The organism is Janthinobacterium sp. JC611, assembly GCF_018682595.1.
Taxonomy (GTDB): domain Bacteria; phylum Pseudomonadota; class Gammaproteobacteria; order Burkholderiales; family Burkholderiaceae_D; genus Janthinobacterium.
The window spans coordinates 348,723-373,595 of sequence record NZ_JAFLJN010000021.1 but is presented as its reverse complement, the minus strand read 5'-3'; the positions used below and the strand labels follow the sequence as shown (position 1 = coordinate 373,595).

24 protein-coding genes, 2 tRNA genes and 1 pseudogene are annotated in these 24,873 nt (G+C 61.6%); 20 read left to right on the top strand and 7 right to left on the bottom strand.

The genetic code is table 11. The features are described 5' to 3' along the window. Positions 1-4: 4 nt before the first annotated feature. The 4 genes from J0O65_RS16050 to J0O65_RS16035 all read left to right on the top strand — a co-directional run bounded on the left by J0O65_RS16050 (position 5) and on the right by J0O65_RS16035 (position 4,838). On the top strand, positions 5-2,365 hold the full coding sequence (locus tag J0O65_RS16050; RefSeq protein ID WP_215408191.1) for a DNA translocase FtsK: 2,361 nt from the start codon (positions 5-7) through the stop codon (positions 2,363-2,365). A 3-nt stretch (positions 2,366-2,368) separates the two neighbouring features. Then, the gene (gene lolA / locus J0O65_RS16045; protein WP_215408188.1) at positions 2,369-3,025 is read left to right on the top strand and encodes an outer membrane lipoprotein chaperone LolA; all 657 of its coding nucleotides are present in this window, start codon (positions 2,369-2,371) and stop codon (positions 3,023-3,025) included. Positions 3,026-3,094: 69 nt separating this feature from the next. Then, entirely contained in the window at positions 3,095-3,541 is a 447-nt protein-coding gene (locus J0O65_RS16040; protein ID WP_215408187.1) for an AAA family ATPase, read from the top strand. Then, positions 3,534-4,838, top strand: a complete 1,305-nt coding sequence (locus J0O65_RS16035) for a replication-associated recombination protein A (RefSeq protein WP_215408186.1) — start codon at positions 3,534-3,536, stop codon at positions 4,836-4,838. The genes J0O65_RS16040 and J0O65_RS16035 overlap by 8 nt, the downstream gene beginning before the upstream one ends. A 48-nt stretch (positions 4,839-4,886) precedes the next feature. On the opposite strand, the gene J0O65_RS16030 is transcribed toward J0O65_RS16035, so the two are convergent. From J0O65_RS16030 to J0O65_RS16020, 3 genes are all read right to left on the bottom strand, one after another. Continuing rightward, on the bottom strand, positions 4,887-5,060 hold the full coding sequence (locus J0O65_RS16030) for a hypothetical protein (RefSeq protein ID WP_215408585.1): 174 nt from the start codon (positions 5,058-5,060) through the stop codon (positions 4,887-4,889). A gap of 66 nt (positions 5,061-5,126) precedes the next feature. After that, positions 5,127-5,687, bottom strand: coding sequence for a TetR/AcrR family transcriptional regulator (locus tag J0O65_RS16025; RefSeq protein WP_215408185.1), 561 nt, complete (start codon positions 5,685-5,687; stop codon positions 5,127-5,129). A gap of 9 nt (positions 5,688-5,696) precedes the next feature. Beyond that, a complete protein-coding gene (locus J0O65_RS16020; RefSeq protein WP_215408184.1) occupies positions 5,697-6,167 on the bottom strand; it encodes a nuclear transport factor 2 family protein in 471 nt (156 codons plus the stop codon). Between the two features lie 160 nt (positions 6,168-6,327). Here J0O65_RS16020 and J0O65_RS16015 point away from each other — a divergent pair. Further along, a pseudogene (locus J0O65_RS16015) lies at positions 6,328-6,728 on the top strand (AAA family ATPase); the annotation flags it as partial. A gap of 3 nt (positions 6,729-6,731) precedes the next feature. Here the strand turns inward: J0O65_RS16015 and J0O65_RS16010 are convergent. Together J0O65_RS16010 and J0O65_RS16005 are read right to left on the bottom strand one after the other, a co-directional pair. Continuing rightward, positions 6,732-7,469 carry an NAD-dependent epimerase/dehydratase family protein gene (locus J0O65_RS16010; RefSeq protein ID WP_215408183.1) on the bottom strand — a complete coding sequence of 246 codons (738 nt, stop codon included), beginning with the start codon at positions 7,467-7,469 and terminating at the stop codon, positions 6,732-6,734. Next, positions 7,466-7,756 (bottom strand): DUF2917 domain-containing protein, encoded by a 291-nt coding sequence (locus J0O65_RS16005; RefSeq protein WP_215408182.1) that lies wholly within the window; start codon positions 7,754-7,756, stop codon positions 7,466-7,468. Before J0O65_RS16005 ends, J0O65_RS16010 begins: the two co-directional genes overlap by 4 nt. Positions 7,757-7,936: 180 nt before the next feature. Between J0O65_RS16005 and J0O65_RS16000 the strand changes: the two genes are divergently transcribed. From J0O65_RS16000 to J0O65_RS15980, 5 genes are all read left to right on the top strand, one after another. After that, a complete protein-coding gene (locus J0O65_RS16000; RefSeq protein ID WP_215408181.1) occupies positions 7,937-9,358 on the top strand; it encodes an aminotransferase-like domain-containing protein in 1,422 nt (473 codons plus the stop codon). A 276-nt stretch (positions 9,359-9,634) separates the two neighbouring features. After that, complete coding sequence (locus J0O65_RS15995; RefSeq protein WP_215408180.1) at positions 9,635-9,832, top strand: hypothetical protein; 198 nt, start codon at positions 9,635-9,637, stop codon at positions 9,830-9,832. A gap of 135 nt (positions 9,833-9,967) precedes the next feature. Beyond that, a complete protein-coding gene (serS, locus tag J0O65_RS15990; protein WP_215408178.1) occupies positions 9,968-11,257 on the top strand; it encodes a serine--tRNA ligase in 1,290 nt (429 codons plus the stop codon). A gap of 111 nt (positions 11,258-11,368) precedes the next feature. Further along, a tRNA-Ser gene (locus J0O65_RS15985) sits at positions 11,369-11,458 on the top strand. A gap of 257 nt (positions 11,459-11,715) precedes the next feature. Beyond that, positions 11,716-11,805: transfer RNA gene (locus J0O65_RS15980), tRNA-Ser, on the top strand. 160 nt (positions 11,806-11,965) lie between these two features. On the opposite strand, the gene J0O65_RS15975 is transcribed toward J0O65_RS15980, so the two are convergent. Beyond that, positions 11,966-12,796 carry a hypothetical protein gene (locus tag J0O65_RS15975; protein ID WP_215408175.1) on the bottom strand — a complete coding sequence of 277 codons (831 nt, stop codon included), beginning with the start codon at positions 12,794-12,796 and terminating at the stop codon, positions 11,966-11,968. A 131-nt stretch (positions 12,797-12,927) separates the two neighbouring features. On the opposite strand from J0O65_RS15975, the gene hisC reads away from it, so the two are divergent. The 10 genes from hisC to J0O65_RS15925 all read left to right on the top strand — a co-directional run bounded on the left by hisC (position 12,928) and on the right by J0O65_RS15925 (position 23,772). Further along, a complete protein-coding gene (hisC, locus tag J0O65_RS15970) occupies positions 12,928-13,983 on the top strand; it encodes a histidinol-phosphate transaminase (protein ID WP_215408173.1) in 1,056 nt (351 codons plus the stop codon). Positions 13,984-13,987: 4 nt separating this feature from the next. Further along, positions 13,988-14,425 (top strand): GNAT family N-acetyltransferase, encoded by a 438-nt coding sequence (locus J0O65_RS15965; protein ID WP_215408171.1) that lies wholly within the window; start codon positions 13,988-13,990, stop codon positions 14,423-14,425. Between the two features lie 63 nt (positions 14,426-14,488). Continuing rightward, on the top strand, positions 14,489-15,358 hold the full coding sequence (locus J0O65_RS15960; RefSeq protein WP_215408170.1) for an NAD(P)-dependent oxidoreductase: 870 nt from the start codon (positions 14,489-14,491) through the stop codon (positions 15,356-15,358). Positions 15,359-15,564: 206 nt separating this feature from the next. After that, the gene (locus J0O65_RS15955; protein WP_215408168.1) at positions 15,565-16,629 is read left to right on the top strand and encodes a YeiH family protein; all 1,065 of its coding nucleotides are present in this window, start codon (positions 15,565-15,567) and stop codon (positions 16,627-16,629) included. A gap of 16 nt (positions 16,630-16,645) precedes the next feature. Further along, positions 16,646-17,950 (top strand): D-amino acid dehydrogenase, encoded by a 1,305-nt coding sequence (locus tag J0O65_RS15950; RefSeq protein ID WP_215408166.1) that lies wholly within the window; start codon positions 16,646-16,648, stop codon positions 17,948-17,950. After that, positions 17,947-18,762 carry a thiazole synthase gene (locus J0O65_RS15945; RefSeq protein WP_215408165.1) on the top strand — a complete coding sequence of 272 codons (816 nt, stop codon included), beginning with the start codon at positions 17,947-17,949 and terminating at the stop codon, positions 18,760-18,762. Before J0O65_RS15950 ends, J0O65_RS15945 begins: the two co-directional genes overlap by 4 nt. Positions 18,763-18,832: 70 nt before the next feature. Next, positions 18,833-19,843, top strand: coding sequence for a porin (locus tag J0O65_RS15940; RefSeq protein ID WP_215408164.1), 1,011 nt, complete (start codon positions 18,833-18,835; stop codon positions 19,841-19,843). 228 nt (positions 19,844-20,071) lie between these two features. Beyond that, positions 20,072-21,886: a sulfoacetaldehyde acetyltransferase gene (gene xsc, locus J0O65_RS15935; RefSeq protein ID WP_251373780.1), complete on the top strand. Its 1,815-nt coding sequence runs from the start codon at positions 20,072-20,074 to the stop codon at positions 21,884-21,886. 121 nt (positions 21,887-22,007) lie between these two features. Then, a complete protein-coding gene (gene pta / locus J0O65_RS15930; protein ID WP_215408163.1) occupies positions 22,008-23,009 on the top strand; it encodes a phosphate acetyltransferase in 1,002 nt (333 codons plus the stop codon). A gap of 1 nt (position 23,010) precedes the next feature. Beyond that, positions 23,011-23,772 (top strand): sulfite exporter TauE/SafE family protein, encoded by a 762-nt coding sequence (locus J0O65_RS15925; protein WP_251373779.1) that lies wholly within the window; start codon positions 23,011-23,013, stop codon positions 23,770-23,772. Here the strand turns inward: J0O65_RS15925 and J0O65_RS15920 are convergent. Continuing rightward, entirely contained in the window at positions 23,769-24,746 is a 978-nt protein-coding gene (locus J0O65_RS15920; protein WP_353056207.1) for an RtcB family protein, read from the bottom strand. The genes J0O65_RS15925 and J0O65_RS15920 overlap by 4 nt on opposite strands. Between the last annotated feature and the right edge of the window lie 127 nt (positions 24,747-24,873).

The window sequence follows — 24,873 nt, the reverse complement described above, 5'->3', positions numbered from 1 at the left end:
CAGAATGACTAAACCAGCCCAGGCCAATCAAAATAGCTACACCCGAAAACCGGTCGAACGCCGGCCCCTGCCCAACCGGCTGGTGCGGCTGTTGTCCGAGGCGCGCTGGTTCGCGCTGGCCGCGTTTGCCTTGTACTTCGTGCTGATACTGGCCAGCTTCAACAAGCTCGACCCTGGCTGGTCGCACGCCACCAATGTCGACAAGGTGGCCAACCTGGGCGGCAAGCTCGGCGCCACCTTCTCCGATCTGTTGCTGTACATCTTCGGTTTTTCCGCCTGGTGGTGGTGCGTGTGGTTGCTGCGCACGGTGTGGCATGGCTATCGCCGCCTGAGTAAGCGCTTCCTGCTGGAAGAGGAAGAGGTGGAGCGCGAGCACCATGTCGAGATGCTGATCCGCATCGTCGGCTTTTCCATCATGCTGATCGGCAGCATGGGCCTCGAATATTTGCGCATGGCGAAAAGCCTGCACGTGCAGCTGCCGCGCGAGCCGGGCGGCGTGCTGGGCCAGCTGGTGGGACACTCGGCCCACGTGGCCTTCGGTTTCACGGGCGCCACCTTATTGCTGTTGCTGCTGTTCGGCCTGGGATTTTCCCTGTTCTTCCATGTGTCTTGGCTGCAAGTGGCCGAGCGCATCGGCGGCGCCATCGAAGATGCGTTCAACTGGTTCGTGCTGCGCTACCAGGACCGCGAAGACCGTCGCCAGGGCGAAGTGGCCGCCGTGCGCCGCGACGAAGTGGTGGTCATCGAACGGGCCAAGCACGTGGAAAAACACGTGGCCGCGCCACCCGTGAAGATCGAGCCGCAGGTCGTCACGGTGGTGAAATCGGAGCGCGTGGAAAAGGAACGCCAGGCCCATCTGTTCGAGAACCTGGGCGATGGCAAGCTGCCGCCCTTGTCCTTGCTCGACGAGGCGCCACCCGTGGTGGAAACGGTGTCCGTGGAAACCCTGGAATTTACGAGCCGCCTGATCGAAAAGAAACTCTCGGACTTTGGCGTGGATGCCAAGGTAGTGGCCGCTTACCCCGGCCCTGTGGTGACGCGCTATGAAATCGAGCCGGCCACGGGCGTGAAGGGCAGCCAGATCGTCGGCCTGGCGCGCGACCTGGCCCGTTCGCTGTCGCTGACGTCGATCCGGGTGGTGGAAACCATTCCCGGCAAGAATTACATGGCGCTGGAATTGCCGAACAGCAAGCGCCAGATCGTGCGCCTGACGGAAATCCTCGGTTCCAAGGTCTACAACGATGGCGTGTCCAGCCTGACGATTGCGCTGGGCAAGGATATCGCCGGCAAGCCCGTCGTGGCCGATCTGGCGAAAATGCCGCACTTGCTGGTGGCCGGCACCACCGGTTCCGGTAAATCCGTGGGCATCAATGCGACGATACTGTCGCTGCTGTACAAATCCGACCCGCTCGACGTGCGCCTGATCCTGATCGATCCGAAGATGCTGGAAATGTCCGTCTACGAAGGCATTCCGCACTTGCTCGCGCCCGTCGTCACCGACATGCGCCAGGCCGGCCACGCGCTGAACTGGGCCGTGAACGAGATGGAGCGCCGCTACAAGCTGATGAGCAAGATGGGCGTGCGTAACCTGGCCGGCTACAACGCGAAGATTGCCGACGCGAAGAAGCGCGAAGAACATATCCCGAATCCGTTCAGCCTGACGCCGGATTCGCCGGAACCGCTGGAAAAATTGCCCACCATCGTCATCATCATCGACGAGTTGGCCGATTTGATGATGGTGGTGGGCAAAAAAGTCGAGGAATTGATCGCGCGTATCGCGCAAAAGGCGCGCGCCGCCGGCTTGCACTTGATTCTGGCCACGCAGCGCCCATCTGTAGACGTGATCACGGGCTTGATCAAGGCGAATATCCCGACGCGTATTGCCTTCCAGGTGTCGTCGAAGATCGACTCGCGCACCATTCTCGACCAGATGGGCGCGGAAACCCTGCTGGGCATGGGCGACATGCTGTACATGCCGCCCGGCACCGGCCTGCCAATGCGCGTGCACGGCGCGTTCGTTTCCGATGAGGAAGTCCACCGTGTCGTCAGTCATTTGAAGTTGCAGGGCGAACCGAATTACGTCGAGGGCATCCTCGAAGGCGGCACCCTGGAAGGCGACGGCGCCGAAGGCGGCGCGCCGGGCGAGGGCGGCGGCGAGGCCGATGCCCTGTATGACCAGGCGGTGGCGGTGGTGCTGAAAAACCGCCGCGCCTCGATTTCGCTGGTGCAGCGTCATTTACGCATCGGCTACAACCGCGCCGCCCGTCTGCTCGAGCAGATGGAGCAGAGCGGGGTGGTATCAACCATGCAATCCAATGGCAACCGGGACATCCTGGTGCCGGCGGCAAGTGCCGAACAAGGGTAAAGAATGAAAAGCAATACTTTCGCAGCAAAAATGATGATCGGCGCGGCCAGTGTCGCCTGCAGCCTGCTGTTCGCGGCCAGCGCCTCGGCCAGCGCGCTGGAGCAATTCAAGAGCTTCGCGGCCGGCACCAGGTCGGCCAAGGGCGAGTTCGTGCAGCGCCAGGTCAAGAAAGCGGACGCCAGCGGCAAGGCGAAAGTGTCCACGCCCGCCAGCGGCACGTTTGAATTCGCCCGTCCCGGCAAGTTCATCTGGACCTACCTGAAGCCGTACGAGCAGTTGCTGCAGGCCGATGGCGACAAGCTGTATATCTACGACAAGGACTTGAGTCAGGTGACGGTCAAGAAACTGGGCGACGCGCTCGGTTCCTCGCCGGCCGCCATCTTGTTCGGCAGCAACGACCTGGAAAAGAATTTCACCCTGTCCGAAGCGGGCACGCGCGATGGCCTGGAATGGCTGAAAGCGACGCCGAAAGCCAAGGACACGACATTCGACGAAATCACCATCGGCCTGCGCAACGGCGTGCCGGAAGCGATGGAATTGCGCGATTCCTTCGGCCAGACGTCGGTGCTGGCGTTCAAGAACTTCCAGAAAAATCCGGCCTTATCCGCCGATCACTTTAAATTTGTCATGCCCAAGGGCGCGGATGTGATTAATAATTAATTTTTCGCAGACTGTTATTGACCGGCCTCGCACCATGCGGGGCCTTTGCATTCTTACCCGGTAAATACTATGGCGGATCTCTTTTCCACCGCACCGCGCCAGCCGCTGGCCGAAGCCTTGCGGCCATCCACCCTCAACGAAGTCATCGGCCAGACGCACTTGCTGGGCGCGGGCAAGCCGCTGCGCCTCGCGTTCGAGGCGGGCAAGGCCCATTCCATGATCCTGTGGGGACCGCCCGGCGTGGGCAAGACGACCCTGGCGCGCCTGATGGCACATGCGTTTGACAGCGAATTCATCGCGCTGTCGGCCGTGTTTGCCGGCGTGAAAGATATCCGCGCCACCATGGACCAGGCCCCCTACAGCCTGGACCAGTTCGGCAAGCACACTTTGCTGTTCGTCGACGAGATCCACCAGTTCAACAAAGCTGTCAACTCTTATTTAAAACAAGCACTTAGAAGAGTCATTGTGCAAATATTTGGGCTTCCCCATTGTTTAGCGGGAGGTAATCATGGCTGATTTGTTCTCACAAGAGCCTCAAGCACCATTGGCAGAAGAGCTCCGCCCGAAGACCTTGGACGAGGTGGTTGGGCAGTCTCATCTGCTCGGTGAAGGCAAACCGCTGAGGCTGGCTTTTCAGTCTGGCAAACCGCATTCCATGATCTTCTGGGGGCCGCCTGGTGTCGGTAAGACGACCTTGGCACGCCTTACCGCAACCGCCTTCAAGTGCGAATTTATAGCATTGTCGGCAGTGTTCTCAGGTGTCAAAGACATCAGGGCTGCGATGGAACAGGCCCAGCAGAATCTGGCTATGGGCAAGCATACGATCTTGTTCGTTGATGAGATTCACAGGTTCAATAAATCTCAACAAGACGCTCTTCTTCCGTATGCAGAAAGTGGCCTTGTTACCTTTATTGGTGCCACCACTGAAAACCCCTCATTTGAAGTCAATTCGGCTCTGCTGTCGCGTGCGCAAGTCTATGTTCTCAGGTCGCTAACAGACGAAGAACTAAGGCTGCTCTTAAAACGCGCCCAAGATATTGCGCTTGGCCATCTGGTGTTCGATGACTTGGCTACCGACACGATCATTGGCTATGCAGACGGTGATGCCAGGCGATTCTTGAACCTGCTGGAGCAGACAAGTACAGCAGCCAATACGTCGGGTCTCACAGAGATTACCGCTGACTTCTTGCAAAACGCCTTGACATTGAACAGTCGGCGCTTTGACAAAGGAGGGGATAACTTCTATGACCAGATCTCAGCGTTGCACAAGTCTGTTCGCGGTTCCCATCCTGACGCTGCCCTGTATTGGCTAACTCGCATGTTGGACGGTGGCGCAGATGCAAGGTATCTGGCACGGCGCATTGTTCGCATGGCTTGGGAGGACATTGGCTTGGCCGACCCAAGAGCCATGCAGATCGCTAACGATGCGGCCTTGACCTATGAGCGACTGGGAAGCCCTGAAGGGGAGTTGGCCTTGGGGCAGGCTGTAATTTATCTGGCAGTAGCTGCCAAGAGCAATGCTGGATACAACGCCTACAACCAGGCCAGAGCTTTCGTGAAGCAGGACAAGAGCCGGGAGGTGCCAGTCCACCTCAGAAATGCTCCGACAAAATTGATGAAAGAACTTGGCTATGGGCATGAGTATCGGTATGCTCATGACGAACCGAATGCTTATGCCGCTGGGGAAACTTACTTGCCTAATGGTATAGAGGAACCAGCTTGGTACCAACCTGTGCCAAGGGGCTTAGAGATCAAGATTGGTGAAAAGCTCGCGTTACTCAGGAAGTGGGATGAGGAAGCCAGTAAAGAATAATTAGGTGCCGCCGGCAGGACCCAGTACTGCTTGAGATGCAGTACTGGGTCATTGGGGCTTGTGGGCTAGCGGCTCGATGTTGATGGCAATGGGATCGCTTGACGGGAACCTCTCTCTCAGCGCTTCGTCGAGCGCGATGTCATCGTGATCCTGGCCTGTGAGCGGAGGTTCGGCGCTGGAGGGCTTTTTGTCCAGCGGCGCGGTACCTGGCTTGTCAATCATCTCAGTCCTTTAAACGTCAAATATGTCAGCCGATGCTTGGTTTGCCGCCATGTGCTTGCTGCTGGACTAAACAGTCAACAGGCGGTCTTGGAGGCTACTCAAAGTATCGGTAAAAACTTCCGTTTGGTCTAAAGCCCTCGCCAAAACCAAGGCACCCTGAATACCACCTACAACCTCTTTAGCGAGAGCATTGGCTTCCAGCTGCTCACGCCCAGTTCGCACCAAGGCGGCTGCAAGCGCATCAATCCAAGCTACAAAGTAATCACGGACCCGATCTGCAAAGCGGTCACGCTCGCTGCCGAGAGCGAAGACGCCGACCAAACAGACGCGACGACCAGAGAGGAAGTAACGGCCAACGTCGTCGAACATTGCTCTGATACCTTCTACGGCATTGGCGCGCTCAACGAGTGGTTCAAAAACGTGGCGCTTGAACCACTCATCGATCTGAGCCAGAACGGCTTCAGCCATTTCCTCTTTGCCGCCTGGGAAGAAATGATAGATGCTGCCCTTGCCCAATTTGGTGCCTTCGCTGATGCGAGCCAAGCTTGCACCCTCGAAACCATAGGTTCGGAAAATTTCTCCTAGCAGCGGGATCACATCCTCCCGTTCAGCAATTACTCTAGCCATTCATTTTCCTTAAAAACCGAAGCTGCTCAGCTCTGGATAATCGGCTGGGCGTGGGCCGCTATTGTCCCACAGGAACTTGCGGTCTTCGGACTTGATTGGATGCTCGTTGATGCAAGCGTGACGGTGATGCATCAGGCCGTTCTCGTCGAACTCCCAGTTTTCGTTGCCGTAGGCACGATACCACTGGCCGGAGTCGTCATGATATTCGTAAGCGAAGCGCACGGCGATGCGCGCACCGTCAAAGGCCCACAGCTCTTTAATCAGGCGGTAGTCCAGCTCGCGGGTCCACTTGCGCTTCAGCAGCGCGGTGAGGGCTTCGCGGCCTTGAACGAACTCGGCACGATTGCGCCACCAGCTATTTTCGGTATAGGCAAGTGCGACTTTTTCAGGGTCGCGGGTGTTCCAGCCGTTCTCGGCCAGACGAACTTTTTCGATTGCGGTTTCACGGGTAAAAGGTGGCAGTGGTGGACGGATAGACATGATATTTCTCCTTGGTTGTACTGTTCGGAACACAATGTACCGATCGGTAAAGAGACTATAGTCGGGATGATTTTGCTTTGCAAGCTTTTTTTTTGAGACAAGCAGTATCCCTGCCGTAAGCACAGTTCGGCATTGAGACTTTGGTTGGAAAGTGAAGTGCATCGTGCGCATGGCCTGGGAAGACATCGGCCTGGCCGACCCCCGCGCCTTGACCATGGCCAACGATGCGGCGGAAACCTATGAACGCCTCGGTTCGCCGGAAGGCGAACTGGCCCTGGGCCAGGCCGTGATCTACCTGGCGATTGCCGCGAAGAGCAATGCCGGCTACAACGCCTTCAACACGGCCATGGCGTTCGTCAAGAAAGACAAGTCGAAGGAAGTGCCCGTGCACTTGCGCAATGCACCGACCAGGCTGATGAAGGAACTCGGTTACGGCCACGCCTACCGCTACGCGCACGACGAGCCGGACGCCTACGCGGCCTGGAAAGTAAAATAGCCGATAAACTGGCGTGGTTGCGCGAGCTGGACAGAAAAGCAGGAAAACCAGCAGGCAAGGGCTGAGGCTTACAGGCCCAGCAAAGTAAAACCGTCATCCTGCGGCGCGTAGCCCACCAGCTGGCGCGTCGCCGCGATCGACAAGCGTTTGTAGCGGTTGTCCGACACGCCATGCACGACGTGGTAGCCGGCCGGCACGTCCGCCGCCACGCAGCGGGCCAGCAATTGCACCACGTCGCGTTCGCTGATGAAGGCGGCGATGTCGCGCGCGCTGTGTTGTTGACCTTTCTCAAACTGCGCCACGTTGGCGATGCGCACGGCGATGGCCGTCATGCCATGCTGGTGGGCGAACGCGCAGGCTACGCCTTCGCCGAAAGCCTTGCTGGCGCCATACATGTTCGCCGGGCGCGCGGGCATGTGTTCATGCACCTGTACATCCAGCGGATAGCCTTCCACGGCTTGCGCGCTGCTGGCGAACACCACCCGTTTTACGCCTTGCGCCTGCGCCGCGCGGAAGATATGGTGCGTGCCGATGATGTTCGGCTGCAGCAGTTGCGTGTCGAAATCGGCGCCGGCATGGGGCACGCCGGCCAGGTGCAGCACCACGTCGATATCGGCGCAGGCGGCCAGGCAGGCGGCATGGTCGGCCACGTCAAGCTGAATGAAAGGGCAGGGCGCTTCGGCCAGCTTGCCTGTGTGCAGGTCGGCCAGGCGCAGGGAGAATTCCCCGTGCCGGCGCTGCCAGAAAGCGCTGCCGATGATGCCGGCGGCTCCCGTGACGAGGACGCGCAATGGTATTTGAGTCATGTATTCCTTGTATTCAAGATGTGAGGCAGTGCCAGGTGCAGCCAGCGCAGCAGGGCGGGGCGCGGTGCGGCCGTCCCGTGCACGCGGATGCGTCCGCTGCCCACGGCTTCGACCAGCACCAGGCCGTCATTCGGTATCGTGTAGCGTTCGCCGCTGCGCAGCACGCAATCCTCGAACTGGGCGTAGGCTGTGATCCACGCCGTACCGGACAGGCACTCGATGACCTTGGCGTGCGCTTGCTCCAGGCGCAAGGGTCGTTCGCTGGGTAATTCGTGGTCGGTATGCATGGCATCGCTCCTGTTGTGCTGACAGGAACAGCTTAGGCGCTTGCGGCAAACCATGACAGATGCAGGAAAACGAAATTGTGATGCATACAGTGTGCTTCGTCGTACACTGTGCTTGTCAAAAAATCGGGCAACTGTATCTGTGCGTGCCGCGCGCGGCAGCCGCATACTGAAGGGATGAACATGAGCGCGCATTTGAATCTGTACGAGCACCTGGCCAACCAGCTGGGCGCTTTGATCGACGCGCGCGTGTTCGCGCCCGGCGACCGTCTGCCGTCGATCCGCCACCTGGCGCAGCAAAAGCGCATTTCGGTCAGCACGGTGATGCAAGCGCTGCGCCTTATGGAAGACCGCGGGCAGGTCGATGCGCGGCCCCAGTCCGGCTACTTCGTGCGCCACCGGGCGCCGCGCCGGCCCTGCAGTGCCGACGCCCAGCATTTGAAGGAGCCGGCCTTTGTCGGCATCAACAATCTGTTGATGCGCGTGCTGAAGGATAACGAAACGGCGAATATCGTGCAGCTGGGCACGGCCTGGCCGCCCGACGAAATCCTGCCCGTCAAGCGCATGCAGCGCACCATCAGCGCGGTGGCGCGGCGCGAACCCGCCTTGTTGAGCAAGGTCAGCTGCTATGACGTCAGCGAAGGCAATTTCCTGCGCCAGGTGGCGCGCCGCGCGCTGGACTGGGGCAAGCTGGACCCGCACGAGATCGTCGTGACGAATTCCTGCACGGAAGCGATCAGCCTGTGCCTGCGCGCTGTGGCCAAGCCGGGCGACACCATCGCCATCGAGTCGGCCACGTATTTCGTGCTGCTGCAGATGATCGAAAGCCTGGGCATGAAGGCGCTGGAAATTCCCACCGACCCGAAGACGGGGCCGTCGCTCGACGCGCTGGAGCTGGCCCTGCGCGCCGGCCTCGTGCAAGCCTGCCTGTTCGTGCCGAACGCAAATAATCCGCTGGGCTGCGTCATGCCGGAAGCAAACAAGAAGCGGCTGGCGGGACTGCTGTCGGAATTCAATATTCCGCTGGTGGAAGACGACGTGTATGGCGACCTGTGTTTCGCGCCGCAGCGGCCGTGGCCCGTGAAGGCCTACGACACGAGCGGCAACGTTTTATTGTGCTCCTCGTTTTCCAAGGCGATCACCCCCGCGTCGCGCGTCGGCTACGTGCTGGCCGGGCGCTTCGCGCAGGAAGTGGCCCTGCTGAAAACCGTGTCGAGCGGCGCCACCAGCCATTTCTTCCAGGCCGTGCTGGCCGACTTTTTGGAAGGCAGCAGCTACGACCAGCAGCTGCGCAAGATGCGGCGCACCCTGGTGCAGCGCATCGCCCGCATGTCCGACGCCGTGGCGGCCAGTTTTCCGGCGGACTGCATGCTGTCCGAGCCGCAGGGCGGTTTCGTGCTGTGGGTGCAGATGCCGCCGCAAGTCGATGCGCTGGCCCTGCATGGACAGGCCATCGCGGACGGCGTGGCCTACATGCCGGGCCAGCTGTTCTCGGCCTCGGGCAAGTTCGGCAATTATCTGCGCCTCAATTGCGGCAATGCGTGGACGCCGCGCATCGAGCAGGCGATCGGCCGCCTGGGCCATCTGGTCAAGGACGCCTTGTAGAACGCCTGTCAAAACCTACTGCGCGGCGCGCTTTGCGGCCTGCGATGCTCACCGTGCTCTAGCACGGTTGCGCTTCTTAGCCACAAATCACTGCCGCTCGCTACGGTTCTGTCAGGCGTTGTTCATTCCCTCGTTTTCCCTTCAGTCCCCGTTTTTCACCGTTCGCTCCCTGTTTTTCGCCGCTGGTCGCAAGCCGGTGGCGTTGTTCGCGGCCGTTGGCTAAAGTACCACCATACCAGCAGCAGTCAACGAAACAAACCAACCAGGAGTCACATCATGCACGCACTGAAAAACATGGAAATCACCTTCGTCGCCGCCGCCATCATCGCCATCGGCGCCAGCTTCGCCACCGCCGGCGCGAATACCGTGGAAGTGAGCGCCAGCAGTACCGTGATCGCCCAGGCTGCCGACATGCCCGTCGTCACCGTCAGCGCCCGCCGCCTGACCGCTGCCGAAAAAGCCGCCTTTATCTGAACACTGATTGTAAAGCGGGCGCGAGTGCCCAGGCATGCCGCCATGACGATGGTTGGCCATGTGCAAAACTCATAAAGAACTGAACGGGTCTTGGTACAATGAGTGCTTTCGATACATCGGCACCGCCATCCACCCATGATAGATATCCAACTTCTCCGTAAAGACATCGCCACCGTCGCAGAACGCCTGGCGACGCGCAAATTCCAGCTCGACGTGGCAGGTTTTACCGCCCTCGAAGCCGAACGCAAGGCGATCCAGACGCGCACCGAAGAGCTGCAGGGCAAGCGCAACGCGCTGTCCAAGCAAATCGGCATGTTGAAAGGCAAGGGGGAAGACACCTCGGCCGTGATGGCGCAAGTGGCTGGCCTGGGCGATGAGCTGAAAGCCGATGAAGCGGCCCTGACCCTGGTGCAAGCCAAGTTGAGCGATTTCATCATGGCCGTGCCGAATTTGCCGCATGAATCGTCGCCCCTGGGCATGGACGAGTCGGGCAACGTGGAAGTGCGCAAGGTCGGCACGCCGCGCACCTTCGATTTCGAGGTGAAGGATCACGTCGACGTGGGTGCCCCGCTGGGCCTGGACTTCGAAGTGGCCACCAAGCTGACCGGTTCGCGTTTCTCCGTCATGAAGGGCGGCATCGCCCGCCTGCATCGCGCGCTGGCGCAATTCATGCTCAACACGCACGTCGACGAGCACGGCTACACGGAATGCTATACGCCGTACATGGTCAACGCCGATTCCTTGCGCGGCACGGGCCAGCTGCCGAAATTCGAAGCCGATCTGTTCTCGGTAAAAAAAGGCGGGGCGGAAGGCGAGGGCGAGACCTTCTACCTGATCCCCACGTCGGAAGTGTCGCTGACCAACATCGCCCGCGATGAAATCCTGGCGCTCGATCAACTGCCCCTGAAAATGACGGCCCACACGCCATGCTTCCGCTCGGAAGCGGGCAGCTACGGCCGCGACACGCGCGGCATGATTCGCCAGCACCAGTTCGACAAGGTGGAAATGGTGCAAGTGGTGCACCCGGACACTTCCTATCAAGTGCTCGATGACATGGTCGGCCACGCGGAAACGATCTTGCAACGCCTGGGTCTGCCATACCGCGTGATGTCCTTGTGCACGGGCGACATGGGTTTTGGCGCCACCAAGACCTTCGACCTGGAAGTGTGGCTGCCGGCGCAGAACACCTACCGCGAGATTTCGTCGCTGTCGAACTGCGAAGCCTTCCAGGCGCGCCGCATGCAGGCGCGTTTCCGCAACGCGGCCGGCAAGCCGGAACTGGCGCACACCCTGAACGGCTCCGGCCTGGCAGTGGGCCGCACTTTGGTGGCCGTGCTGGAAAACTACCAGCAAGCGGACGGCAGCGTCGAGATCCCCGCAGTGCTGCGCCCATACATGGGTGGCCTGACGCATCTGAAGGCTTGAAAGGTTCGGGCAGCCGCTGCGATGGAAGGTGAAAAATAGTCCTTCCATTTTTTCAAGCGGCTGCTATAATCTTGCCTTCCCGCAGCAATGCAGGAAAAGACCGCAGCAAATGGAGAGGTGGCAGAGTGGTCGAATGTACTTGACTCGAAATCAAGCGTACGTTAAATCGTACCGTGGGTTCGAATCCCACCCTCTCCGCCAGAACAAATAAAAAAAGCTCCCTTGCGGGAGCTTTTTTTATTTGTGGCGGCGAAGAGGAGTACGCCCCCTGCGGGGCGTACGCGCGGGATTCGAAGACGAGCGCGTACTCGCGCGAGGCTCCCCGAATCGCCCAATTGGTTTCTGCTTTTTCAAAGCAGGATAAGCAACAAACCCCTACCCAACTGAACAATCCCCATGCTAAAATAGCGCCTCGTTCAAACAGTCACGCCAGTTTGGATGAATAGACCGCAGTAAACGGAGAGGTGGCAGAGTGGTCGAATGTACTTGACTCGAAATCAAGCGTACGTTAAATCGTACCGTGGGTTCGAATCCCACCCTCTCCGCCAGAATACATAAGAGAAGCTCCCGCAAGGGAGCTTTTTTTATTCCCGCAAGGTCAAAAGACCACCAGCGCAAAGTCCAGGTAGAAAAACCGCCCAAAGCGCGCAGCGCAAGGCGTTTTTTCCTCCATTCAGGTTTTAAAGGCCAGCTCCCCACGAACCCAAGCTAATGCACGAGCCTCGCCACCGCAAACGCCGCGCCCGACAGTGCAATCATTGTCCCCACACATGACAGGATGACAGCCGACTTCGCCTCCGCCACATCTGACTTGCTCGCATAATTGGAGCGCACCACAGCGAGGTCCAGTTTCAAGCCACTGACATCCGTCTTGAGAACGCCGACATCGGTCTTGAGACTGGTGACATCCGTTTTCAAGCCAGCCACATCCACCTTGAGGTCCGCCACATCGGTTTTTAAGTCCGCCACATCCACCTTGAGGTCTGCCACATCGGTTTTCAAGTCCGCCACATCCACCTTGAGGTCCGCCACATCCGTTTTCAAGCCAGCCACATCCACCTTGAGGTCTGCCACATCGGTTTTCAAGTCCGCCACATCCACCTTGAAGTCCGCCACATCGGTTTTTAAGTCCGCAACATCCACCTTGATGTCAGCCACATCAACCTTTACATCAGCAACGTCCAGTTTCACACTGGCCATATCTTTTGCCAGTGCGTTGACTTGCTCGTCCATGGCGTAATCCTCCGTGCTTGTCACTGCATGCTCCTCGCTTTTTTCACTGCTGTCAAACCGTGTCCCGAGAGTATCGTGCATGGCCTTGCTATTGCTTGCCAGGCGTTGCGCCAGCGCCGTCACGCGCTGCAAGTCGGCCATTCCTTCGCCCTGTAGCTGCTCCGTGGCAGTCTGCAATTCGACGCTGATCTGCTCGCTGAGACTGGCTGCGACCTGCAGCCACGCATCGATTTTGCGCTGGCGTGACTGTTGCGTCAGCGCGCCATGCCGCAACCGCGTATCGCTCAGCTTGTGCATGCTGTTCATGCCACATCCTCTTCAGTCTGGGGCCGATGCCGATGCTGTCCACGCTACTCCTCGCCGATGGCGCCCGCCTTGACCCCGCTCAGCCTATGGTAATCTAGCGCATCCCCATCCTGCCCCCACCAATAAAAGCAATGAGCCGATTCTGGAGCAACATCGTCAGCGAGCTGACCCCCTACGTCCCCGGCGAGCAGCCGAAACTGCCCGACCTGGTGAAACTCAACACCAACGAAAACCCCTACGGCCCGTCGCCGCAGGTACTGGCCGCGCTGCGCGAAGCCAGCAACGATAGCCTGCGCCTGTATCCGGACCCATCCGCCAGCGAACTGAAGCAAACCCTGGCCGACTACCACGGTCTGAATAGCGCGCAAGTGTTCGTCGGCAACGGTTCCGACGAAGTGCTGGCGCTGGCTTTCATGGCCTTGCTCAAGCACGATGCGCCGCTGCTGTTCCCGGATATCAGCTACAGTTTCTATCCCGTATATTGCAAGCTGTATGGCATCGCATACCGCACGGTCGCGCTCGACGAGTCCATGCGCATCCGCCCGGAAGATTACCGGGGGCCGTGCGGCGCCATCATCTTTCCCAATCCCAATGCGCCGACGGGCGTGGACTTGCCGCTGGCCGGCGTGGAAACCTTGCTGCGCGACCATCCCGACGCCGTGGTGGTGGTCGATGAAGCGTATGTGGATTTCGGCGGCGAGAGCGCCGTGGCCCTGGTCGACCGTTATCCGAACTTGCTGGTGGTGCAGACGTTCTCGAAATCGCGCTCCTTGGCCGGCTTGCGCGTGGGCAGTGCCTTCGGCCATCCGGACCTGATCGAGGCGCTGGAAAGAGTGAAGAACAGTTTCAACTCGTATCCGCTGGACCGGCTGGCGCTGGCCGGCGCCGTGGCCTCGCTACATGACGAGGCGTATTTCCAGCAGACGCGCCAGGCCGTCATCGCCAGCCGCGAGCAGCTGACGGCGGACCTGGCGGCGCTGGGTTTCGAGGTGCTGCCGTCGGTGGCCAATTTCGTGTTTGCCCGCCACCCGCGGCACGATGCGGCGCAACTGGCCGCCGGCTTGCGCGCCCGCTCCGTGATCGTGCGCCATTTCAATGCGCCGCGCATCAGCCAGTATTTGCGCATCAGCATCGGCAACGAGGGCGAATGCGCCGCGTTGATGGCGGCCTTGCGCGCAGTGCTGTGACGCCATGCTGACGTTTGTTGCTACCAGCCAGGCCGATGGCGAAGCGCTGGCCAGCCTGCGCGTGACCGCCATGCGCGAGAGCCTGGAACGCATCGGCCGCTACGATCCGCAGCGGGCGCGCCAGCGTTTCCTGGCTACTTTTGATCCAGCCTGCACCTGGCAGCTGCGCCACGGCGGCGCGCTGGCCGGCTTCTATGTGTTGCGGCCGCAAGCGGACTATCTGTTGCTCGACCACCTCTACCTGGCGCCCGGATGCCAGCGGCAGGGCATGGGCGCGGCCGTGCTGGCGCGCGTCTTTGCCGAGGCCGATGCGGCCCGCCAAAGCGTGCGCGTGGGCGCCTTGCGCGGTAGCGAGGCGAACCGTTTCTATGTGCGTCACGGCTTCGTGCCCGATGGCGAGGGCGAGTTCGACCTGTATTACCGGCGCGCCCCCGCGCCTTGAGGCTGCCGGCGGCGGCTGTTTGTGCAACAATAATCGGATTCATACATCGACAGGACGGAGAATATGGCAAAAGTGGCATTCATCGGTTTGGGCGTCATGGGTTTCCCTATGGCGGGGCACCTGGCGGCGGGCGGGCACGACGTCACCGTGTACAACCGCAACCCGGCCCGCGCGGCCGCCTGGCTGGCGCAGCACAAGGGCAGCAGCGCCGCCACGCCGGCCGCCGCCGCTGCGGGCGCCGAGTTCGTGTTTACGTGCATCGGCAACGATAATGATCTGTACCAGGTCATCCTGGAAGAGGGCGGCTTGCTGTCCGCCATGGCGCCGGGCAGCATCCTGATCGACCATACGACGGCCTCGGCAGAAGCGGCACGCACCATCCACGCGGCGGCCAAGGAGAAGGGCGTGTTTTTCCTCGACGCGCCCGTGTCCGGCGGCCAGGCTGGCGCGGAAAACGGCAAGCTGACGGTGATGGTGGGCGGCGACGCGGAAGCGTATGCGCGCGCCGAAGCCGTCATCGCCCTGTTTTCGCGCGCCGTCACCTATATGGGCGCGTCCGGCTCGGGCCAGCTCACAAAAATGGTCAACCAGATCTGCATCGCCGGCCTCGTGCAGGCGCTCAGCGAAGGCATCGCCTTCGCGGAAAACGCGGGCCTCGATGCGGCGCTCGTCGTCGACGTGATTTCCAAGGGCGCGGCGCAGTCGTGGCAGCTGGAAAACCGCGGCAAGACCATGATCGAACGCAAGTTCGACTTCGGTTTCGCCGTTGACCTGATGCGCAAGGACCTGGGCATCTGCCTGGCCGAAGCCAAGCGCAACGGCAGCGACTTGCCCGTGACGACCTTGACGGACCAGTTCTATGGCGAAGTGCAGCAGGCGGGCGGCAACCGTTATGACACGTCCAGCCTGATCACCCGTCTGAACAAAAAGTAAGTCTTTAACTCGTCACTAGAGAGCGGCGCGTCCCTGCGAAGGGCCGCGCCGCTCGTCGTTTACAGGGGTAAAAAATAAAAAACGTCAGTTTCCGGAACATCCAGTTTCGATTTTGATGGAAAAGCATGGACTTCGCTAGCTCATCGTGTATTATTAAAAAACGAGATGAAATGTCCCAATTTTTAAAACATTATGAGCTGACCCGCATGAAAACCAACTCCTCAGCGATAACACGCGTTGTCGACAAGAACATTCCCTACCTGTCTTCCGCCGTCGCCATCTGGCGCCCCCGCGCCGTGCTGCGCAGCTGGCCCGGCGTGGCCATTGCGCTGGTGATCGCCCTGTCGGCCACCTTTATTTCCAGCAATTACGGCGGCCCCCAGCTGCTGTATGCGCTGTTCTTCGGCCTGGCCTTCCACTTCCTCGCGTCCGACCCCACCTGCAAGCCTGGCATCGAGTTCTGCAGCAAGATTTTATTGCGCACGGGCGTGGCCCTGCTGGGCGCGCGCATCACCTTCAACCAGATCGCCTCGGTGGGCGTGACGCCCTTGTTGATCGTCGTCGGCGGCTTGATCGCCACCCTGGGTTTCGGCTATATGCTGGCCAGGTGGCTGAAACGGCCCATCACGGAAGGCATCCTGTCGGGCGGCTCGGTGGCCATCTGCGGCGCGTCGGCCGCGCTGGCCATTTCGGCCGTGCTGCCGCAAACCAAGGAAAACGAAAAGTTCACCCTGCTGACGGTGGTGGGCGTGACGTCGCTGTCGACTCTGGCCATGATCGTCTACCCGCTGCTGGTCAAGCTGCTGGGCTTTGACCCGACGGAAGCGGGCGTGTTCATCGGCGGTACCATCCATGACGTGGCGCAAGTGGTGGGCGCCGGCTATCTGGTCAGCAACCATACGGGCGACGTGGCCACCTTCGTCAAACTGACGCGCGTCGCCTGCCTCGTACCCGTCGTGCTGGGCCTGTCGATCATGTTCAAGCGCAAGGATGGCAAGAGCGAGGTCGATGCGCCGCCGCTCGTGCCCTTCTTCCTGATCGGCTTTGTCTGGCTGGTGATTACCAACAGCCTGGGCCTGATTCCGCAGGAAGTGAATGGCTGGATCAACAATGCCTCGCGCGCCTGCCTCGTCATCGCCATCGCCGCCCTGGGCGTGAAAACCTCGTTCCAGTCGCTGGCTTCGCTGGGCTGGCGTCCCGTGATCATGCTGGTGATGGAAACGGTGTGGATCGCCGCCTTCGTCGCCATCGCCGTGCTGCTGACGCGCTAAGCGAGGCGGGCCCGCCATGAAGATCCTCGTTCTCGGCGCCGGCGTGGTCGGCACGGCATCGGCCTGGTACTTGCGCCAGGCGGGCCACGACGTGCGCGTGCTCGAGCGCCAGGCGGGCGCGGCGCAGGAAACCAGCTTCGGCAACGGCGGGCAGATTTCCGTCTCGCATGCGGAACCGTGGGCCAATCCCGCCACCCTGCGCAAGGTGCTCACATGGCTGGGCAAGGACGACGCGCCGCTGCTGTTCCGTCCTCGCCTGGATGCGCTGCAATGGCAGTGGGCCTTGCACTACCTGCGCGAATGTTTGCCGTCGCGCGTGTCGCGCAATATGCGCCAGATCGTTGCCCTGGCCGAGTACAGCCGGCAGAGTTTGCAGGCGCTGCGGCGCGAGACGGGCATAGCCTACGACCACCTGGAGCGGGGCATCCTGCATTTTTATACGGACCAGCAGGAGTTTGACAAATCGCAAGCCGGGGCCGCGCTCTTGCGCGAACTGGGCTGCCCGCGCAACACCGTCAGCGCCGATGAGGTGATCCGGCTGGAACCGGCCTTGCGCCACGCGCGCGGCCAGATCGTCGGCGGCGATTTTACTGCCAGCGACGAGTCGGGCGACGTGCATCTGTTTACCACGGCACTGGCGGCGCGCGCCGCCAAGGCCGGTGTGGATTTTCAATTCAGCACGACGGTGACGCGGCTGCTGGACGATGGCGAGCGCATCACGGGCGTGGAATGCATCGACGCGCACGGGCGCCACCGCCTCGAGCACGCGGACGCCGTGGTGGTGGCCATGGGCAGCTTTTCCGCGCCCCTGCTGCAGCCGCTGGGTATCCGATTGATGCTGTATCCGGGCAAGGGATACTCGGCCACTTATCCGATTCTCGACCCCGCCAGCGCACCGACCGTGTCGCTGACGGACGACGGCCACAAACTGGTGTTTTCGCGCCTGGGCGAGCGCCTGCGCGTGGCGGGCACGTGCGAGCTGAACGGCTACACGCGGGAACTGAACCCCGTGCGCTGCGCCGCCATCACGCGCCGCGTGCAGGCCCTGTTTCCCCACGCCTGCGATTACAGCGACCCCGTCTACTGGGCCGGCTTGCGCCCCCTGACACCGTCGAACGTGCCTTACATTGGCGCCACGCGCTATCGCCAGCTCTATCTCAACACGGGCCACGGCACCTTGGGCTGGACCATGGGCTGCGGCGCGGGCAGGGCGCTGGCCGAGCTCGTGTCGGGGCGGCGGCCGGAAGTCGATTTTGCGTTTTGCGGCGAAACCCCCCGGCATGAGGCCGCTTTGGTTCAACTTAGGAGAGCACCACGATGAGAGACGACGCCACCCCCAGCCAAGCACCGGACGGCCTGACCCTGGCCGGCACCACCTACCAGTCGCGCCTGCTGGTGGGGACTGGAAAATACAAGGATTTCGAGGAAACGCGCCTGGCCATCGAGGAAAGCGGCGCCGAGATCGTCACGGTGACGATCCGCCGGGTCAACATCGGCCAGGAGAAGGGCGAGCCGAATCTGCTCGACTTCATTCCGCCGTCGAAATACACGATTTTGCCCAACACGGGCGGCTGCTACAACGCGCGCGACGCCGTCTACACCTTGCAGCTGGCGCGCGAGCTGCTGGGCGGGCACCCGCTGTGCAAGCTGGAAGTACTGGGCGATGAAAAGACCCTGTTCCCGAACATGCCGGAAACCCTCAAGGCGGCGGGGGAGCTGGTGCGCGACGGCTTCCAGGTGATGGTGTATTGCAGCGACGACCCCATCCAGGCGCGCATGCTGGAAGACCTCGGCTGCATCGCCGTCATGCCGCTGGCGTCATTGATCGGCTCGGGCATGGGCATTTTGAATCCGTGGAACTTGTCGTTGATCATCGAGCAAGCCCGTGTGCCCGTGCTGGTCGACGCCGGCGTGGGCACGGCGTCGGACGCGGCCATCGCCATGGAACTCGGTTGCGACGGCATTTTGATGAATACCGCCATCGCGGCGGCGCGCGAACCGATCCGCATGGCGCGCGCCATGAAACTGGCGGTGCAGGGCGGACGCGAAGCTTACCTGGCCGGACGCATGCCCCGGAGAGGAGGCGTCATGAGCGCTTCGCCCTCGTCGCCGATGGCCGGGCTGATCGCCTGAGCCAAGTTTGTAGCACCGTTGTCGATTCTTGTTGGAAGCACCCATAAAAACCACAATACCTGGAGATGACATGAAACACACACTCGTAGCGGCGGCCGTCCTGGCCACACTCTTCGCCGGCAACGCCAGCGCCCAATCGTCCGTCACCGTGTACGGCTTGCTTGACGCGGGCCTGACGTCCGAGCACGGCGGCGCGGACGGTTCCGTCACCAAGCTGGCCACCGGCGTGCAGTCGGGCAGCCGCATCGGCTTCAAGGGCACGGAAGACCTGGGCAATAATATAAAAGCCAACTTCTTGCTGGAAAATGGCCTCGACGTGGACACGGGCGCCAACCGCCAGGGCGCCTTGTTCGGCCGCAAGGCCTACGTGGGCCTGTCCGGCGGCTTCGGCGCCGTGAACCTGGGCTTGCAGCATAACCCGCTGTTCACCGCGCTGGACAATATCGATCCGTTCGAGACGGGCATGACGGGCGCCTCGATCAACCTGATGAGCGTGGCCAGCCTGCGCACGAAAAATTCCATCATGTACGAAACGCCGAAGGTGAACGGCCTGTCGGCCGCGATCATGGTCGGCCTGGGCGAAAAGCCGGACAGCAACACGCTGGGCCGCACCATCGACTTTTCCATCGACTACGCCAACGGCCCGCTCGTGCTGACCCTGGCGCACGACAACCGCAAGGATACGCCGCTGAACACGGCGAAAGTGACCTTGCTGGGCGGCACCTACGACTTCGGTCCCGCCAAGCTGCACGCCGCGTATGAAACGGACAAGGATGATGCGGGCACGGATTTCCGCAACTACATGCTGGGCGCGTCGGCCCCCGTGGGTGCGGCCGGCAGCGTGATGGCCTCGTACATCCGCAAGGATGACCGCACGAATGCGCGCCGCGGCGGGCGCCAACTGGCCATCGGCTATACGTATGCCTTGTCCAAGCGCACGAATCTGTACACCTCGTACGGGCGCATCAACAACGATGGCGCGGGCACCAACTTCGTCGGCGACGCATCGAGCGGCGGCAGCGTGCCCTTGCCTGGACATCACTCGAGCGCCTTCACGGCCGGCATGCGCCTGAAGTTCTAAGGAGCAGGGCTGGCGAGAAACTGGTGGCGGCTTATCTGTTGCGGATAAGCCGCCATTGTTGTTTCAGGAGTGGGTCAAAGTCATGGATTCCGGATTCAGGAATGAAACAGTCCGATTTTTCATGAATTTTCATTGACAGCCCATTTCGCAACCGTTAAATTGAACACGTATTTCAAATATCGGAACAAAATATACCGATTTTTCATAAAACCGTAAGGAGACTGAGCCATGACCGATTTGTCCGACCAAAAAGCCGCCGCCGCTGCCATTCCAGTAGGCCCGCAAAAGATGACGCCGTCCGAAGCGTTCGTGGAAACCCTGGCCGCCAACGGCGTGACCGACATGTTCGGCATCATGGGCTCGGCCTTCATGGACCCGATGGATATCTTCGCCCCCGCCGGCATCCGGCTGATTCCCGTCGTGCACGAGCAGGGCGCCGGCCACATGGCCGATGGCTATGCCCGCGTCTCGGGCCGCCATGGCGTCGTCATCGGCCAGAACGGCCCCGGCATCAGCAATTGCGTCACGGCCATCGCCGCCGCCTACTGGGCGCACACCCCCGTCGTGATCATCACGCCGGAAACGGGCACGATGAGCATGGGCCTGGGCGGCTTCCAGGAAGCGAACCAGCTGCCGATGTTCGAGGAATTCACCAAATACCAGGGCCACGTGACCAATCCGGCCCGCATGGCCGAATTCACGGGCCGCTGCTTCGACCGCGCCATGTCGGAAATGGGCCCGACGCAACTGAACATCCCGCGCGACTATTTCTATGGCGAAATCAAGGCCGAGATTCCGAAACCGAACCGCCTGGACCGTGGCGCCGGCGGCGAGCAAAGCCTCGACGATGCGGCCGAACTGCTGGCCAAGGCCAAGTTCCCTGTGATTATTTCCGGCGGCGGCGTCGTCATGGGCGACGCCATCGACGAGTGCAAGGCCCTGGCCGAGCGCCTGGGCGCGCCCGTCGTCAACAGCTACCTGCATAACGACTCGTTTCCCGCCAGCCACCCGCTGTGGTGCGGCCCGCTCGGCTACCAGGGTTCCAAGGCGGCCATGAAACTGATCGCCCAGGCCGACGTCGTCGTCGCCTTGGGTTCGCGCCTGGGACCGTTCGGCACCCTGCCGCAGCACGGCATGGATTACTGGCCGAAGAACGCGAAAATCATCCAGATCGACGCGGACAACAAGATGCTGGGCCTGGTCAAAAAGATTTCGGTGGGCATCTGCGGCGACGCCAAGGCGGCGGCGAAAGCGATTCTTGCCCGCCTGGACGGTAAGCAGCTCGACTGCGACGCCACGCGCGAAGAACGCTATGCCACCGTGCAGGCCGAGAAGGCGGCGTGGGAAGAGGAGCTGACGAACTGGACCCATGAAAAGGATGCGTACAGCCTGGACATGATCGAGGAACAGAAGAAGGAGCCAGGCAACTATCTGCACCCGCGCCAGGTCTTGCGCGAGCTGGAAAAAGCCATGCCGGAAGACGTGATGGTGTCGACCGACATCGGCAACATCAACTCGGTGGCGAATAGTTACCTGCGCTTCGAGAAGCCGCGCAGCTTCTTTGCGGCGATGAGCTTTGGCAACTGCGGCTATGCGTTTCCGACCATCATCGGCGCCAAGGTGGCGGCGCCACACCGTCCGGCCGTGTCGTATGCGGGCGACGGCGCCTGGGGCATGAGCCTGATGGAAACGATGACTTGCGTGCGCCACAACATTCCCGTGACGGCCGTGGTGTTCCACAACCGGCAATGGGGCGCGGAAAAGAAAAACCAGGTCGATTTCTACAACCGCCGTTTTGTTGCCGGTGAGCTCGACAACCAGAGCTTCGCGGAAATCGCGCGGGCCATGGGCGCCGAAGGCATCACGGTCGACAAGCTGGAAGACGTGGGCCCGGCCTTGAAAAAGGCGATCGACATGCAGATGAATGAAGGCAAGACGACCATCATCGAAATCATGTGCACGCGCGAGCTGGGCGACCCGTTCCGCCGCGATGCGCTGAGCAAGCCTGTGCGTCACCTGGACAAGTACAAAGACTACGTGTAATCAGTCAGTTCGATCCTTGTATGACCCCGGCTTGCCGGGTTTTATGTGCCGGAACCATGCTTCATGTCTCATGCTTCATGCTTCCATGGTTCCGGCATTTTTTTACCGAATTGGAGTACTCATGAAAGCCCTGCACCGCATCATCGCCCAAGCCCGCGCCGTGCCGAAAAACATCGTCCTGTGCGAGGGCGGCGACGTGCGCGTGCTGCAGGCGGCAGCGCGGGCGGCTGCCGAAGGGCTGGCGCACATCACCATCGTCGGCAAGCCGGCCGCCATCCTGGCGCTGGCGCGCGAGCATGCGCTGGACCTCGATAGCGTGCGCCTGATCGACCCGGCCGCTTCCAGCGAGTCCGAACACTATGCCCAGCAATTGTTTGTGCTGCGCCAGGCCAAGGGCATGACGGTGGAGCAGGCCAGGATCGCCGTGCAAGATCCGCTGTGCTATGCCAACCTGATGGTGCGCCTGGGCGACGCCGACGGTTGCGTGGCGGGGGCCGTGCACACCACGGCCGACGTGGTGCGCAGCGCCATCCAGATCATCGGCGTCGATCCGGCCTTCAAGCTGGTGTCGAGCTTTTTCCTGATGATGCTGTGCGAACCTTTCCATAGCCTCAAGGGCGGCTTCATCTTTTCCGACTGCGCCCTGGTGGTCGACCCGAAGGCGGAAGAGCTGGCCGACATCGCCATGGCCGCGGCCGACAGCGCGCAAGCCTTGCTGATGGAAGAGCCGCGCGTGGCCATGCTGTCGTTTTCCACCAGCGGCAGCGCCCACCATGCGGCCGTCGACAAGGTGCATGCGGCCACGGACCGGGTCAAGGCCCAGCGTCCGCTGCTGGCCATCGATGGCGACGTGCAGCTCGATGCGGCCATCGTGGCCGAGATTTCGCAGAGAAAAGTCAAGGATTCCGTCGTCAACGGCCGCGCCAACGTGCTGGTGTTCCCGAACCTGGACGCGGGCAATATCGGCTATAAATTGGCCGAGCGCATGGGCGGCGCCGTCGCCATCGGCCCCTTGCTGCAAGGCTTGAAGAAGCCCGCCAACGATCTGTCGCGCGGTTGCAGCGCCGACGACGTGTACAACGTGATTGCCGTGACCTCCGTGCAGGCGCAGGGTGGGCGCTGAGTTGTTCAGCCTGCCCGTGCTGGCGCTGCTGGGCGTGGTGGCGGCGGGCACGTATTTCCAGACCGTCACGGGCTTTGGCCTGGGCATGATCGTCATGGGCGTGGCCAGCGGCCTGGGCCTGGCGCCCGTGCCCGCGCTGGCGGCCCTCGTCAGCTTGTTGTCCCTGGCCAATTGCCTCGTGGCCTTGCCGGGCGCCTTGCACCACCTGGACTGGCGCGCCGTCCGCGCGGCCAGCATCGGCTTGCTGCCGGCCATGGCGGCCGGCGTCTTGCTATTGGGATATCTCGACCAGGCGTATGCGCCCTTGCTGAAGCTGCTGCTGGGCGCGGCCATCGTGTATGGCGGCGTCAGCATTTTGCTGCAAGCGCCGCCGGGACCGGGCGCGGCCGACAAGCGCAGCTTCTTCATCAGCGGCGTGTGCGGCGGCCTGTTCTCGGGCCTGTTCTCGTTGGCCGGACCGCCGCTCGTGTACCAGTTTTATCGCCAGGAAATGAGTTTAAAAACCATTCGCTACAGCCTGATCTTCCTGTTCGCCATCAGCGCTGGCGGACGCTCGCTGATGGCGGGCAGCCAGGGCCAGCTCGATGCGAAAGTATTGCTCTTGTGCGCGCTGGCCCTGCCAGTCGGCGTGCTGGCCACCATGGTCGGCAAGCGCTACCCGCCGCCCATCGCCCAGCGCGGCATGCGCCGCATCGCGTTCGCCGTGCTGACCCTGATCGGCCTGTCGCTGATGGCGGCGGCCGCGCCGCAATTGCTGCACTAGGCTTTAAACGTCAGCAAGGGCTTCAAGCGCGCCACCGATTGCAGCAAACCCGCTTCCTCCTGCGCGGCGATGACGGGACCGATCTTCTTGTAGGCCATCGGCGCTTCCTCGACGCGGCGTTCCTCGCGCAGGGTCACGCACTGGAACGCCATCTCGTCGCCACCCACCGTGGGGCGCATGGCGCGCATGGCCTGGCGGCGGATGCTGCGCCTCATGACGACCACTTCGCCCGGCACCAGCCCGTGCCGGTACGCGGCGTGGCGGTCCATGACGGCGTCGACCAGCTGGATTTCCACGAAATGGTTGCCCGATCCCGTGGTGCCCAGGCTGGGGTCGCGTATCACGTCGCGCGTGCCCACCAGCGCTTCGGGCGCATGGCGCAAGCCGCCGCCCAGTTCGCGCAGGGCGATGCAATCGTCGAGCTCGCGCAACAGGCGCGCCTTGTCGACCCGTGGCCACAAGCCGCATATGCCATCCTTGTGCAGACTGTCAATGAACGCTTCCGGCCCCACGTCGAACAGGGCGGCAAACGCCTTCGAGCGCAGCGGCACGTTGCGGCCGTCTTCCAGCAACACATGCTTGAGCTTGGCGAGCAGCTGCGGCTTGCGCGCCTCGAACTGCGCCAGGGTCAAGCCGGTCGTGATCAGGCACATGCCGCAGGCGATGTCCGTGCCGGGGATGGCGGGGATCACCATGTCGGGGCTGGTGGCGACGATGCTGCCCACGGGCGCAATGCTGCCAGGGTGGAAGTCGGGCGTGGCGCACGCCTTGCAGACATGGCCATCCTGGCCGGGCACGGCCACGGCGGCGAATGCCATCAGCTGGCGCACGGCTTTTTCCTCGAGGGGAAAGTTGTGAGGCAGCAGCACGGACGCCTGGGCGTGCGGATTGCTGAGCGTATAAATGCCGTCGGCATAGGCGACGGCGATGCCCTGGCGGCGCAGGGCTTTTTGTAATCTGGATAGGGGAAACACGATTCTGCTCCGGAAATAACGAAGGCACGGCCGTTTTGCAAGGGCCATGTTTGTTTTCCACGCAGCAGCGACAGGAAGTGCCGCCAGCTTAGTAAACTTTGCGGGGATTGCAAAGCGGGGGGATGCA

Excerpts from the sequence above, each read along its gene's own strand:
- J0O65_RS16050 (WP_215408191.1), top strand. The coding sequence starts at position 5 with ATGACTAAACCAGCCCAGGCCAATCAAAATAGCTACACCCGAAAACCG.
- lolA (WP_215408188.1), top strand. The coding sequence starts at position 2,369 with ATGAAAAGCAATACTTTCGCAGCAAAAATGATGATCGGCGCGGCCAGT.
- J0O65_RS16040 (WP_215408187.1), top strand. The coding sequence starts at position 3,095 with ATGGCGGATCTCTTTTCCACCGCACCGCGCCAGCCGCTGGCCGAAGCC.
- J0O65_RS16035 (WP_215408186.1), top strand. The coding sequence starts at position 3,534 with ATGGCTGATTTGTTCTCACAAGAGCCTCAAGCACCATTGGCAGAAGAG.
- J0O65_RS16030 (WP_215408585.1), bottom strand. The coding sequence starts at position 5,060 with ATGATTGACAAGCCAGGTACCGCGCCGCTGGACAAAAAGCCCTCCAGC.
- J0O65_RS16025 (WP_215408185.1), bottom strand. The coding sequence starts at position 5,687 with ATGGCTAGAGTAATTGCTGAACGGGAGGATGTGATCCCGCTGCTAGGA.
- J0O65_RS16020 (WP_215408184.1), bottom strand. The coding sequence starts at position 6,167 with ATGTCTATCCGTCCACCACTGCCACCTTTTACCCGTGAAACCGCAATC.
- J0O65_RS16010 (WP_215408183.1), bottom strand. The coding sequence starts at position 7,469 with ATGACTCAAATACCATTGCGCGTCCTCGTCACGGGAGCCGCCGGCATC.
- J0O65_RS16005 (WP_215408182.1), bottom strand. The coding sequence starts at position 7,756 with ATGCATACCGACCACGAATTACCCAGCGAACGACCCTTGCGCCTGGAG.
- J0O65_RS16000 (WP_215408181.1), top strand. The coding sequence starts at position 7,937 with ATGAGCGCGCATTTGAATCTGTACGAGCACCTGGCCAACCAGCTGGGC.
- J0O65_RS15995 (WP_215408180.1), top strand. The coding sequence starts at position 9,635 with ATGCACGCACTGAAAAACATGGAAATCACCTTCGTCGCCGCCGCCATC.
- serS (WP_215408178.1), top strand. The coding sequence starts at position 9,968 with ATGATAGATATCCAACTTCTCCGTAAAGACATCGCCACCGTCGCAGAA.
- J0O65_RS15975 (WP_215408175.1), bottom strand. The coding sequence starts at position 12,796 with ATGAACAGCATGCACAAGCTGAGCGATACGCGGTTGCGGCATGGCGCG.
- hisC (WP_215408173.1), top strand. The coding sequence starts at position 12,928 with ATGAGCCGATTCTGGAGCAACATCGTCAGCGAGCTGACCCCCTACGTC.
- J0O65_RS15965 (WP_215408171.1), top strand. The coding sequence starts at position 13,988 with ATGCTGACGTTTGTTGCTACCAGCCAGGCCGATGGCGAAGCGCTGGCC.
- J0O65_RS15960 (WP_215408170.1), top strand. The coding sequence starts at position 14,489 with ATGGCAAAAGTGGCATTCATCGGTTTGGGCGTCATGGGTTTCCCTATG.
- J0O65_RS15955 (WP_215408168.1), top strand. The coding sequence starts at position 15,565 with ATGAAAACCAACTCCTCAGCGATAACACGCGTTGTCGACAAGAACATT.
- J0O65_RS15950 (WP_215408166.1), top strand. The coding sequence starts at position 16,646 with ATGAAGATCCTCGTTCTCGGCGCCGGCGTGGTCGGCACGGCATCGGCC.
- J0O65_RS15945 (WP_215408165.1), top strand. The coding sequence starts at position 17,947 with ATGAGAGACGACGCCACCCCCAGCCAAGCACCGGACGGCCTGACCCTG.
- J0O65_RS15940 (WP_215408164.1), top strand. The coding sequence starts at position 18,833 with ATGAAACACACACTCGTAGCGGCGGCCGTCCTGGCCACACTCTTCGCC.
- xsc (WP_251373780.1), top strand. The coding sequence starts at position 20,072 with ATGACCGATTTGTCCGACCAAAAAGCCGCCGCCGCTGCCATTCCAGTA.
- pta (WP_215408163.1), top strand. The coding sequence starts at position 22,008 with ATGAAAGCCCTGCACCGCATCATCGCCCAAGCCCGCGCCGTGCCGAAA.